The 12,637-nt window shown below is 61.1% G+C and carries 7 protein-coding genes and 3 rRNA genes; all 10 read left to right on the top strand.

All coding sequences use genetic code 11. From position 1 onward, the window contains the following. Positions 1 to 10: 10 nt before the first annotated feature. Positions 11 to 1,225 (top strand): metallophosphoesterase, encoded by a 1,215-nt coding sequence (locus AYK61_RS22535; protein ID WP_121873187.1) that lies wholly within the window; start codon positions 11 to 13, stop codon positions 1,223 to 1,225. Positions 1,226 to 1,253: 28 nt separating this feature from the next. After that, the gene (locus AYK61_RS22530; protein WP_121873186.1) at positions 1,254 to 2,093 is read left to right on the top strand and encodes an HAD family hydrolase; all 840 of its coding nucleotides are present in this window, start codon (positions 1,254 to 1,256) and stop codon (positions 2,091 to 2,093) included. Positions 2,094 to 2,157: 64 nt separating this feature from the next. Continuing rightward, positions 2,158 to 2,856: a hypothetical protein gene (locus tag AYK61_RS22525; RefSeq protein ID WP_147458388.1), complete on the top strand. Its 699-nt coding sequence runs from the start codon at positions 2,158 to 2,160 to the stop codon at positions 2,854 to 2,856. After that, entirely contained in the window at positions 2,840 to 3,769 is a 930-nt protein-coding gene (locus AYK61_RS22520) for a hypothetical protein (RefSeq protein WP_147458387.1), read from the top strand. The genes AYK61_RS22525 and AYK61_RS22520 overlap by 17 nt, the downstream gene beginning before the upstream one ends. 74 nt (positions 3,770 to 3,843) lie before the next feature. Continuing rightward, positions 3,844 to 4,389 (top strand): LpqN/LpqT family lipoprotein, encoded by a 546-nt coding sequence (locus AYK61_RS22515; RefSeq protein WP_121873183.1) that lies wholly within the window; start codon positions 3,844 to 3,846, stop codon positions 4,387 to 4,389. A gap of 51 nt (positions 4,390 to 4,440) precedes the next feature. After that, positions 4,441 to 5,850 (top strand): plasmid pRiA4b ORF-3 family protein, encoded by a 1,410-nt coding sequence (locus AYK61_RS22510; RefSeq protein WP_121873182.1) that lies wholly within the window; start codon positions 4,441 to 4,443, stop codon positions 5,848 to 5,850. A 507-nt stretch (positions 5,851 to 6,357) separates the two neighbouring features. Continuing rightward, a 16S ribosomal RNA gene (locus AYK61_RS22505) occupies positions 6,358 to 7,875 on the top strand. 345 nt (positions 7,876 to 8,220) lie between these two features. Continuing rightward, a 23S ribosomal RNA gene (locus tag AYK61_RS22500) occupies positions 8,221 to 11,375 on the top strand. Between the two features lie 158 nt (positions 11,376 to 11,533). Next, positions 11,534 to 11,650 (top strand): 5S ribosomal RNA (gene rrf, locus AYK61_RS22495). The 16S, 23S and 5S rRNA genes sit together here, the layout of an rRNA operon. 257 nt (positions 11,651 to 11,907) lie before the next feature. After that, entirely contained in the window at positions 11,908 to 12,531 is a 624-nt protein-coding gene (locus AYK61_RS22490; RefSeq protein ID WP_183130506.1) for a DUF6188 family protein, read from the top strand. Positions 12,532 to 12,637 lie beyond the last annotated feature (106 nt).

The following is a 12,637-nucleotide window of genomic DNA, read 5'->3' as shown; positions in this document are numbered from 1 at the left end:
TTCGACGCCGATGACGGATCGACAGACGCAGCACCCCGAACAGTCGGTCTCACCGGACGGGTCGACGCGACCGCGCACTCGACGGATCGTCGTGCCGACCGTTGTTTCGTTGGTCTGCGCTGTGCTTGTCGCGCTGCCGGCCTGGACTATCGTGTTCGCGGGTGCGCAGTGGCCGGTGGTTGCACAGCTGGTCGGCTCTGCGGTTGCGGTCGCCGCATTCGTGGCTCTGCCTGCGGCGATGTATCTGGGCCACCGGCCGAGTGCCGAGGGGGCCCCCAAGGACGCGTGGGCGCGCGTCGGAGACGTGTTGTTGGGCTCGGTCTGGATCGCGTTCGTGTGGTCGGCACTCTCGCTGCTGCTGCGGCTCGGTCTGTGGGTGGCCGGGGTCGACGACCCTCTTCGGTCGCGGATCGTGTCGGTGACAACCGTGGTCGTCGTAGTCGTCCTGGCGCTGTGGGGTCATTACGAGGCGATGCGAACTCCCCGCGTGCGACACACGACCGTCAGGATCGATCGGCTCGGGGCTCGATTCGACGGTCTACGAGTGGTTCTCGTGACCGACACGCATTTCGGCCCGCTCGATCGAACGACGTGGTCGCATCGATTGACCGACGCCGTCAATGCGCTCGAACCTGATGTGTTGGCCCACGTCGGCGATATCGCCGACGGCTCGGTCGATCGGCGTCGAGCGCAGGCCGCGCCGTTGGAGGCAATGCTCGCGAGTGCGGCGCGCGTGTACGTCACCGGCAATCACGAGTACTTCGGCGAGGCGCAGGAGTGGCTCGATCACATGGAAAACCTCGGATGGAACTCCCTGCACAATCGCCACGTGGTGCTGTACCGCGGTGAGGACGCACTGATCATCGCGGGCGTCGACGACGCCACCGCCGCAGGGTCGGGTGCGCCCGGCCACGGTGCCGATCTCGTGCGCGCACTTGCCGGAACCGATCCCGCGATCCCCGTACTGTTGCTGGCTCATCAGCCGAAACAGATCGGTGACGCTGTCGACGCCGGCGTCGATCTGCAGGTCTCCGGCCACACACACGGCGGTCAGATCTGGCCGTTCTCGGCCTTGGTTCGGCTCGACCAGCCGGTGGTGCACGGTCTGAGCAGACACGGCGCGCGAACTCAGCTCTACACCAGCCGCGGATCGGGATTCTGGGGTCCGCCTTTCCGAGTGTTCGCGCCCAGTGAGATTTCCGTTCTGACATTGGTCGCCGGCTGAGCGATCGACACCTGGCAGTATCGGTGGGGTGAAGAGAACCGAAGAGGTCGTCGTTGTCGCAACCGATCTCGACGGCACCCTGTTGCGTTCGGACCGAACCGTCTCTGCGCGAACGGCCGCCGCGATGGCTGCGGCTGACGCCGCCGGAATCAGGGTGGTGTGGGCCACCGCTCGCGCGCGACACTCCATCGACGAACTCGCAGCGTCCTGCGGATTTCGCGGGACGGCGATCGGTGCCAACGGGGCTGTCGTCCTCGACTTGGCCGACGGCTTCCCGGCCATCGTCGGCACCAGGTCGGTACCGGCCGAGACGGTGGCCTCGGCCAAATCGGTCGTGCGCTCCCTCGTTCCCGGCGTGGCTTTCGCGACCGTCGGTGCCACGCGATTCGTGGCCGAGGCGCGGTACGCCGAGCTGTGCGTGTTCGCAGACCATCACCGGCAGCCGCACGAGATGGAACTGTCGGAGCACGGTCTGCCGGTCGACGTCGAGCCGACGGTCAAAATCGTTGCTCGGCACAGAGATACGACGAGCGAGGAGTTGTACGAGCTCGTCGCTGCTGTGGGGGTGGACGGAGTGGAGTTGACCCATTCCGGTGCTCCGTACATCGAGATGTCCGCAGCGGGAGTCTCGAAAGCCAGTGCCCTGCAGGAATTGTGCGAGCGTTGGGGGATCTCTTCGGGTTCGGTTGCGGCAGTGGGAGATGCGCGCAACGATCTGCCGATGCTGACCTGGGCGGGTACGGCGTTGTGCCCGTCGAATGCCGCTGAGCCCGTGCGATCCGTTGCCGATCGAGTGCTCGAATCCAACGACGATGACGCGGTTGCGCGCTATCTGGAGGAGCTCACCGCGCGCAGAGCGAAACTGTAGCGTCCGGTCTGCTGGTTGCGACGCCGTATGAGAGGCTGGCCCCATCATCGGCAGAAGGACACCAGTGAGCTATCCAGGTTCGGGCGACCCCTCGCAGCGCGCGTACGGACAGTACGGCGCGCAGCCGAATCCATCCGATCGAGTCATTCCGCCGCCGTCCTCTGGAGATGGCGCGCCACAGTCTCGTGCCGCGGCGCAGCCAGGTGGGTACGGCGCGGTTCCGCGGCCACCCGTGTTCGGCGCCGGTGGTGTCCCGGGTGCTCCTCCACCGGGACCGCCGAGAAAAGGCAGCGGTGGCATCTGGATCGTGGTGGCCGTTCTGGCTGTGGTCGCTGTGATTCTCGGCGGCGTGATCGCGTGGGTGGTGGTGCGCGACGACGCAACTCCCGCGGTGGCGTCGTCGGGTGCAGCATCGTCCTCGGCAGTATCCGACGGCAGCGTTCCAGGCCGTGAACCCGCGCCCACGGCGGCTAACTCACCGCAGCCGGGCGTCGCCACTCTGCCCGCGGGTGCGCAGACTTGCCCGGCCACCGTGGCGTCGAGCAGCGGGCTTCGAGGTTCGGCGGTGGGATCCACTGTCACGTCGTGCCCGTTCGCCGAGGAGGTTCGGTTGGCCTACACCAGGGCGGGTTCGGATCGGAATTCGCGGACGGTGGTGGCCAGCAGCCCGGTCACCGGCAAGCGATACGAGATGAACTGCGTCTCGTCTGCGCAGTTGGTGACGTGTACCGGTGGCGAGAACGCTGTTGTCTACCTCTTCTAGTTCGGCCCGCCGCGTCGGAAGAGTCGGATCGGTCGCCCTTGCGGTCGGTGTTCTGATGGCCGGCTGCACCATCGCCACCGACGACGGCCCCGAAACACCCGTCGTGTCCGAAACATCTTCTGCTCCGGTGCCTCCGGCGAGTGCGCCGACGTCCGATTCGGGAGTGTGGACCACTGCGCCTCCTGTCGAGGCGCTGCCGGCAGACGATCTGGCCACGGAGTTCGGCGCACTGGAGTCGACGGTGGGTGGTCCCATCGGCCTCGCTCTGGTTCCGGTCGGCGGCGGACCGTCGACAGTCCTCGGCACCTGGACTTCCGGTGTGGCGTGGTCGACGGTCAAGGTGCCTCTGGCTGTGGCCGCCCTGCGTCGCGGTGGCGACGCGGCGCTTGCGGACGCCACCGCCGCGATCGAAAGCTCCGACAACGCAGCGGCCGAGGCCCTGTGGGGGTCGCTCGGAGATTCCGCTGCCGCAGGTGCTTCGGTCGAATCGGTTTTGCGGCAGGGCGGAGACGCTGCCACTGCGGTGCAGCGGGAGCGGATTCGCCCTGAATTCAGCGCATTCGGACAGACCGAGTGGTCGACGCAGGATCAGGCGACGTTCGCGGCGGGCCTGTCGTGTATCCCGGACGCTGCACCGGTGGTCGAGATGATGAACACCGTTGTGCCCGAGCATCAATGGGGTCTCGCGAAGCTGTCCGATGCGGCCTACAAAGGCGGTTGGGGGCCGAGCCTCCAAGGCGGCTACGACGTCCGGCAGGTCGGTATCGTCACCACCGTTGCCGGGCGAGTCGGGGTAGCGATTGCGGCGCAACCGAATTCGGGTGAGTTCGCCGACGGAACTGCCATGCTCGACGCGGTCGGCGGATGGTTGGAGTCGCACAGCGCCCAGCTCCCCGCCGGTCACTGCGTCTAGGAGCTACGGACCAGCGTACCGGCGCGGGTAGCCTCTGGCGTGTCAGTGAATCGTCCATCACGAAAGGCCCTGCTGTGAACGACGCCCTGTCGACGGAATCGTCCGAGCCCACCACGATCGCCGAGTATCTGAACGCACACGCGTTGCGCGTGTCGCCGCTCGACGGTGCCGCGGCGGCCGAACTCGGCATCACCGTGCCGATTCCTGCGGGATGGCAGACGCTCGATCCGGCGCAGTTTCCCGGGGCGACTCAGGTCATCGTGGAACCGAACCTGGTGGAGAACGGGTTCGCGCCCAACGCGGTGCTTCTGGTCGGTGCGTTGTCACGCACGATCGACCCGGAAGCGTTGATGGCATTGAGTTTCGGCGACGGACGTGCGATGCCCGGCTGGGTGGAGCGCGAGGCGAGCGCGGCGTCGTGGCTCGGCTGGCCGTCCCGATTCATTCGGGGTACGTACGTCGCGCAGCAACTCGAAGCCGCCGTGACGACGCGGTATGTGGTGGTGGGCGTCGATACCCAATACCTGGTGCAGTTGACGGTGACGACGTTGGCATCTCAGCTCGATGCGTTGGCCTTCGACGTCGCCGCGATCAACGATGGTTTGACCACTGGTACGTAGAAGACCGCGAGCCCCTGCGTCCGACGCACGGGTCCGACTAGGGTCCTTTCCATGTCGATGAGAACCGGTCGCGTCCGGCACCTGTCTGTGGTGCCGAATTTGTCCGACACCGACGAACCGGCCGACGACAACGCGACGGAAGCCATGCGGCGGGGCCTGGTGAACTTGGTGCTTCGGGTGACCGTGGATCACACCCGTCCGCAGATCTGGCGTCGGGTGCGGGTGCGCTCGGATCTGCTGCTGTCCGAGCTGCACGCGGTGCTCCAGAAGGCTCTCGGGTGGGAGGACCGGCATCTGCATGCGTTCAGCGTCAGGACCGCCGGTGCCACGCGTCGATTCGAGATGGAAGTGACGCTCGACGACGAACCGGACGGCGAGGCGTCGAGCGAAGAGCGAGTGCGGATCGACGACGTGCTCACGGCATCGGGTTCCACCATGACGTACGAGTACGACTTCGGTGACGGGTGGACACACACGATCGTTCTGGAGCAGATCGATTCCGATATCGACGACCTCCGATCCGTCTGCCTCGACGGGGCACGCGCATGTCCACCCGAGGAGTCTGGCGGGCCTTCGCGCTATGCACAGGCGCTCGACATCGCTGCCGACCCGTCCGATCCCGAACACGCAGCCCAGCTGGCGCGGTGGGGCGCGGCTTTCGATCCGGCTCTGTTCGACGCCGATGCAGTCAACACAGTGCTGCACTCGCTCGACGTGGGGCGTTCGGTGCTCGCCGAAGCGGTGGCGGCGGCTCCGGCTATCGGAAAGCTGTTCGGTCGGGTGCGTCCTACGGAGGTGCCGTCACTGATGGCGTTGCTTCCGCGGTGCGAACTCACAGTCGAGAGCTCGGTCGATCTACCCGTCGCAGAAATTGCAATGGCCAAGTTGACGTGGTTTCTCGGCAGAATCGGCAACGACGGAGCCGACCTGACGGGTGCCGGCTACCTCAAGCCCGCATTCGTGGCGGCGATTCGTGAGGAGCTCGACTGGGGTCTGGGGTGGGTAGGGCCGAGCAATCGCGAGATCGACCATCATCAGGTGACCGATCTGCGCGAGGCGGCGCGGCACCTCGGGTTGACCCGCACATCGAAGGGCAGGTTGCTGCGCACCAAGCTCGGTGCAGCTTTGACCGACGACCCGGTAGGTATGTGGCGACATACGGCCTCGCGCCTCCCTCTGGGAAAGGAGACGTACGAGACCGACGCGGCGACTCTCTTCCTGATCTCCCTGGCCGCATCGGCATCCGCGGCGCATCGCAACGAGATGTTGATCGAGACCGTGGCCGAATTAGGCTGGGCCAGCGAAGATTCCGGTGTTTTCGACGCTCAGTTCGCGGCGCAGGCCACGGTGAGCTTCCTCGATCTCATCGGTGCACACGGTCCGCGGTTCTACTTCCGTCAAGAGGTATCGGACTCGCCGAGCTGGTCGCGCAGGTTCGCAAGGGACGCATTGCTGAGCTGAGTCGTCGAGAAGCGGTTTCAGGAAGGCCGATTCGGGCTCGCGCCGCGGAGGGTCGCCGCTGAGCAGGCGATTTGCGTTGGTGTGGTTGGTGGCGTAACTTTTGTCGAGTCAGAGCGACGGACACCGACCCGGTCTTCACGGACAGGGTGAACGAGGTTGGACGTGTGGCTCGGCAGGTTTTATCCCCCAAGAGTCGGGCCTTGTGTCCGAGACCAAGCTGGGATAGGCTGGAACAGTTGCCCTTGAGGCCGACGGACTGTGTGTTCGTGGGTTGAGAGTGTGTGCGTGTTCTTTGAGAACTCAACAGTGTGTCGATGAATGTCAGTGCCGAAATTTTTTGTTTTGGTGAAGCATTCGATGTATCAATCATCCGCTTGTGGTGGTTGTTGTCGGGTGTTGTTTTGAAATGCTAGTTGAGTTTTTTTGCTAGTGATTTGACTTGATGTCTTTGACTGATTCGCAGCTTTCGCTCTCTTTTCGGGGGTGGGGTTGTTGTTTCGCAGGTCTTTTACGGAGAGTTTGATCCTGGCTCAGGACGAACGCTGGCGGCGTGCTTAACACATGCAAGTCGAGCGGTAAGGCCTTTCGGGGTACACGAGCGGCGAACGGGTGAGTAACACGTGGGTGATCTGCCCTGCACTCTGGGATAAGCTTGGGAAACTGGGTCTAATACCGGATATGACTACAGCATGCATGTGTTGTGGTGGAAAGATTTATCGGTGCAGGATGGGCCCGCGGCCTATCAGCTTGTTGGTGGGGTAATGGCCTACCAAGGCGACGACGGGTAGCCGACCTGAGAGGGTGACCGGCCACACTGGGACTGAGACACGGCCCAGACTCCTACGGGAGGCAGCAGTGGGGAATATTGCACAATGGGCGGAAGCCTGATGCAGCGACGCCGCGTGAGGGATGAAGGCCTTCGGGTTGTAAACCTCTTTCAGCAGGGACGAAGCGTGAGTGACGGTACCTGCAGAAGAAGCACCGGCTAACTACGTGCCAGCAGCCGCGGTAATACGTAGGGTGCGAGCGTTGTCCGGAATTACTGGGCGTAAAGAGTTCGTAGGCGGTTTGTCGCGTCGTTTGTGAAAACCCGGGGCTCAACTTCGGGCTTGCAGGCGATACGGGCAGACTTGAGTGTTTCAGGGGAGACTGGAATTCCTGGTGTAGCGGTGAAATGCGCAGATATCAGGAGGAACACCGGTGGCGAAGGCGGGTCTCTGGGAAACAACTGACGCTGAGGAACGAAAGCGTGGGTAGCAAACAGGATTAGATACCCTGGTAGTCCACGCCGTAAACGGTGGGCGCTAGGTGTGGGTTCCTTCCACGGGATCTGTGCCGTAGCTAACGCATTAAGCGCCCCGCCTGGGGAGTACGGCCGCAAGGCTAAAACTCAAAGGAATTGACGGGGGCCCGCACAAGCGGCGGAGCATGTGGATTAATTCGATGCAACGCGAAGAACCTTACCTGGGTTTGACATACACCGGAAAACCGTAGAGATACGGTCCCCCTTGTGGTCGGTGTACAGGTGGTGCATGGCTGTCGTCAGCTCGTGTCGTGAGATGTTGGGTTAAGTCCCGCAACGAGCGCAACCCTTGTCTTATGTTGCCAGCGCGTTATGGCGGGGACTCGTAAGAGACTGCCGGGGTCAACTCGGAGGAAGGTGGGGACGACGTCAAGTCATCATGCCCCTTATGTCCAGGGCTTCACACATGCTACAATGGCCAGTACAGAGGGCTGCGAGACCGTGAGGTGGAGCGAATCCCTTAAAGCTGGTCTCAGTTCGGATCGGGGTCTGCAACTCGACCCCGTGAAGTCGGAGTCGCTAGTAATCGCAGATCAGCAACGCTGCGGTGAATACGTTCCCGGGCCTTGTACACACCGCCCGTCACGTCATGAAAGTCGGTAACACCCGAAGCCGGTGGCCTAACCCCTCGTGGGAGGGAGCCGTCGAAGGTGGGATCGGCGATTGGGACGAAGTCGTAACAAGGTAGCCGTACCGGAAGGTGCGGCTGGATCACCTCCTTTCTAAGGAGCATTCTCCAGACCATGTACCAGCACACAGGTGCTCGGATGATGGTCTGGCAGAGCCCGTTTCGTTCCCACACGTGGAACGGCGGGAGCTCACGGGTGGAACACTGACAACCAATTCGTTCATCGTGTCGCCGGCAATGCCGGTGGCCGAACGAGTTATATCGATGCACTGTTGGGTCCTGAGAGAACACGCGAAAGCATGTTTCTTTCTAGGCAAGACGTATACAGGCAGCTTCGGTTGTATCTATCGGTTCCCTTGTTGGGGGATGTCTGAGGTCGACGTGTATGGAGTTGGTTGTGTGTTGTTTGAGAATTGCACAGTGGACGCGAGCATCTTTGTTGTAAGTAATGAAGAGCGTACGGTGGATGCCTTGGCACCAGGAGCCGATGAAGGACGTAGGAGGCTGCGATAAGCCTCGGGGAGCTGTCAACCGAGCTGTGATCCGAGGGTGTCCGAATGGGGAAACCCAGCACGAGTGATGTCGTGTTACCTGCACCTGAATATATAGGGTGTGTGGAGGGAACGTGGGGAAGTGAAACATCTCAGTACCCACAGGAAGAGAAAACAATAGTGATTCCGTGAGTAGTGGCGAGCGAAAGCGGATGAGGCCAAACTTTGTGCGTGTGATACCCGGCAGGGGTTGCGTATGGAGGGTTGTGGGGTTTGCATTGTCGATTCTGCCGGATCGGCCGACAGTGAGAAATTGTGGTGTTAGTCGAAGTGGTTTGGAACGGCCTGTCGTAGAGGGTGAGAGTCCCGTAGACGAAAACATTGCAACTGTCGTTGTGGATACCCAAGTAGCAGCGGGCCCGTGAAATCTGCTGTGAATCTGTCGGGACCACCCGATAAGCCTGAATACTCCCTGGTGACCGATAGCGGACTAGTACCGTGAGGGAAAGGTGAAAAGTACCCCGGGAGGGGAGTGAAATAGTACCTGAAACCGTGCGCTTACAATCCGTCAAAGCTGGTGCATGATTCGTCATGGCTGGTGATGGCGTGCCTTTTGAAGAATGAGCCTGCGAGTTAGTGGCATGTCGCGAGGTTAACCCGTGTGGGGTAGCCGTAGCGAAAGCGAGTCCGAATAGGGCGTATCACCTTCGTGGTGTGTAGTGGCGTGTTCTAGACCCGAAGCGGAGTGATCTACCCATGGCCAGGTTGAAGCGACGGTAAGACGTCGTGGAGGACCGAACCCACTTAGGTTGAAAACTGAGGGGATGAGTTGTGGGTAGGGGTGAAAGGCCAATCAAACTCCGTGATAGCTGGTTCTCCCCGAAATGCATTTAGGTGCAGCGTCACGTGTTTCTCGCCGGAGGTAGAGCTACTGGATGGTCTAGGGGGCCTACAAGCTTACCGAAATCAGCCAAACTCCGAATGCCGGTGAGTGAGAGCGTGGCAGTGAGACTGCGGGCGATAAGGTTCGTAGTCGAGAGGGAAACAGCCCAGATCGCCAGCTAAGGTCCCTAAGCGTGTACTAAGTGGAAAAGGATGTGGGGTCGCGAAGACAACCAGGAGGTTGGCTTAGAAGCAGCCACCCTTGAAAGAGTGCGTAATAGCTCACTGGTCAAGTGATCCTGCGCCGACAATGTAGCGGGGCTCAAGTACACCACCGAAGCTGCGGCACTCACACAACAGCCCCATGCAAGTCTGCGGATTTGTGTGCAGGTGTGTGGGTGGGTAGGGGAGCGTCGTGCAGCCATGGAAGCATCGGAGTGATCCAGGTGTGGAGGCTGCGCGAGTGAGAATGCAGGCATGAGTAGCGAAAGACGAGTGAGAAACTCGTCCGCCGAATGACCAAGGGTTCCTGGGCCAGGTTAATCCGCCCAGGGTGAGTCGGGACCTAAGACGAGGCCGACAGGCGTAGCCGATGGACAACGGGTTGATATTCCCGTACCCGTGTAACCGCGCCCATGGTGAATCAGTGACACTAACCACCCTGAATCCACGTGACTGATCTCTTTCGAGAGTGAGGCGTGTGGTGGATGCGTGGGACCTGATCTGGTAGTAGCCAAGCGATGGGGTGACGCAGGAAGGTAGCTGGGCCAGTCAGTGGTTGTACTGGTGTAAGCCTGTAGGGCGAACGGTAGGCAAATCCGCCGTTCATCAAGCCTGAGAGGTGATGCGTAGCCGATTGAGGCGAATTCAGTGATCCTATGCTGCCGAGAAAAGCCTCTAGTGAGTTGTTACACGGCCCGTACCCCAAACCGACACAGGTGGTCAGGTAGAGAATACTAAGGCGATCGAGATAACTATGGTTAAGGAACTCGGCAAAATGCCCCCGTAACTTCGGGAGAAGGGGGGCCCTGTCCGGTGATCACTCTTGCAGTGTGAGCTGGGTGGGGCCGCAGAGACCAGTGAGAAGCGACTGTTTACTAAAAACACAGGTCCGTGCGAAGTCGTAAGACGATGTATACGGACTGACGCCTGCCCGGTGCTGGAAGGTTAAGAGGACCGGTTAGCCAGTGATGGCGAAGCTGAGAATTTAAGCCCCAGTAAACGGCGGTGGTAACTATAACCATCCTAAGGTAGCGAAATTCCTTGTCGGGTAAGTTCCGACCTGCACGAATGGCGTAACGACTTCTCAGCTGTCTCAACCATAGACTCGGCGAAATTGCATTACGAGTAAAGATGCTCGTTACGCGCGGCAGGACGAAAAGACCCCGGGACCTTCACTACAGCTTGGTATTGGTGTTCGGTTCGGTTTGTGTAGGATAGGTGGGAGACTGTGAAGCGGTGACGCCAGTTACTGTGGAGTCGTTGTTGAAATACCACTCTGATCGTATTGGATACCTCAACCTCGGACCATGATCTGGTTCAGGGACAGTGCCTGGTGGGTAGTTTAACTGGGGCGGTTGCCTCCTAAAATGTAACGGAGGCGCCCAAAGGTTCCCTCAGCCTGGTTGGCAATCAGGTGTCGAGTGCAAGTGCACAAGGGAGCTTGACTGTGAGACTGACAAGTCGAGCAGGGACGAAAGTCGGGACTAGTGATCCGGCACCGGCAAGTGGAAGCGGTGTCGCTCAACGGATAAAAGGTACCCCGGGGATAACAGGCTGATCTTCCCCAAGAGTCCATATCGACGGGATGGTTTGGCACCTCGATGTCGGCTCGTCGCATCCTGGGGCTGGAGTAGGTCCCAAGGGTTGGGCTGTTCGCCCATTAAAGCGGCACGCGAGCTGGGTTTAGAACGTCGTGAGACAGTTCGGTCTCTATCCGCCGCGCGCGTAAGAAACTTGAGGAAGGCTGTCCCTAGTACGAGAGGACCGGGACGGACGAACCTCTGGTGTGCCAGTTGTTCCACCAGGAGCACCGCTGGTTGGCTACGTTCGGAAGGGATAACCGCTGAAAGCATCTAAGCGGGAAGCCTGTTCCAAGATGAGGTTTCTCACCCCCTCGAGGGGGTAAGGCCCCCGGCAGACCACCGGGTTGATAGGCCAGAACTGGAAGTCGGGTAACCGATGCAGGTGACTGGTACTAATAGGCCGAGGACTTACCACAAAGAAGCTACGCGTCCACTGTGCAATATCTGAAACAACACACGAGTTGATTCAGCAAGCACAATCGAATACAGGTCCAAGAACGAAACACCACCCCAGACTGCATGTGGGGGTTGTGTTCTCCGACTGAGACCGCTCGTGATCTCTGTTTCGCAGAGTTACGGCGGCCATAGCGGAGGGGAAACGCCCGGTCCCATTCCGAACCCGGAAGCTAAGCCCTCCAGCGCCGATGGTACTGCACTCGACAGGGTGTGGGAGAGTAGGACACCGCCGAACACAACATTCCAGAATGGCCCCCGACCACCAGGTCCGGGGCCATTCTGCATTTCGAAACCACCCACACCCACACCACCCTCTCGCGGACGAACGCGCACGCATCCGCCACACGCGCGCACGATCGCACCCGGCCACTGCCCATTCCCCGCGCACCTGACACACGCGCGCGCACTTGCCATCCGGCGAGGCTGCCGCGCATCATGCCTCCGGCCAGTCTTCGTGGGCTCCCACGAGATTCTGTGGCACAGTCGACGGCGATGAAACTCGCCGTCGATCAGCTCCGCGTCAGCAGAATTCTGCTCGATTTCGATCTGAGCATCGAATTCGACAACGGTGCCAGCATTGCCTTCAGTGAGGTGACGGTGGATGGCCTCATCGTCGACGAGGACAATCAGTTCGAGGGCCTACGCGCATTCGCGACACTGCACGGTCTTGTATGCGACGACGCAGACTACGACGAATTCGGTGTTCTCCGTCTGACGTTCGGGGGCCGGCAGAGAGTGGTGGCCAGCCCGCGAGACGAAGTCGAATCCTGGGAGTACACCGCCGCGGACGGTTCGACTGTTTTGTGTGGACCGGAAGGGGCCGTCGAATCGTGGCCCGCACCCGAGCACCCGAAGGCGGTGGCCCCGACCGTCGAGAGGCTTCCGTCCATCGGAGCCACCGTGGTCAGGCTCTCCACTGGCGACAACCCTGCCGTCGAATTCTCGGACAACACGAAGCTGCTGTTCGATCTTCCGCTCGATTCCGGATATCTCGTGTTGAGGGAGAGCGTCACGTCGAGCTCCAGCTCAAAAGAAGGCGGCGATAGGGCTCACGAGGATTGGGTAGTTGAGCTGTCCTCGGGGCACGTGATCTTCTACCGACCGCGCACCGTGTAGGGCCTACCAAGAGCCGTTCATCCGACTGAATGAACAGTCGATGCATGACGGCACCCCTCTCTGCGCAAGCCGACCGCGTGGCCTACTTTGTAGGTATTGCGAAGGC

The sequence above is a fragment of the Rhodococcus sp. SBT000017 genome (assembly GCF_003688915.1).
In the GTDB taxonomy this organism is placed as follows: domain Bacteria; phylum Actinomycetota; class Actinomycetes; order Mycobacteriales; family Mycobacteriaceae; genus Rhodococcoides.
The sequence above is the reverse complement of the archived record's forward strand: the minus strand, read 5'-3'. Positions and strand labels throughout refer to the sequence as shown.

Excerpts from the sequence above, each read along its gene's own strand:
- AYK61_RS22535 (WP_121873187.1), top strand. The coding sequence starts at position 11 with ATGACGGATCGACAGACGCAGCACCCCGAACAGTCGGTCTCACCGGAC.
- AYK61_RS22510 (WP_121873182.1), top strand. The coding sequence starts at position 4,441 with ATGTCGATGAGAACCGGTCGCGTCCGGCACCTGTCTGTGGTGCCGAAT.
- AYK61_RS22490 (WP_183130506.1), top strand. The coding sequence starts at position 11,908 with ATGAAACTCGCCGTCGATCAGCTCCGCGTCAGCAGAATTCTGCTCGAT.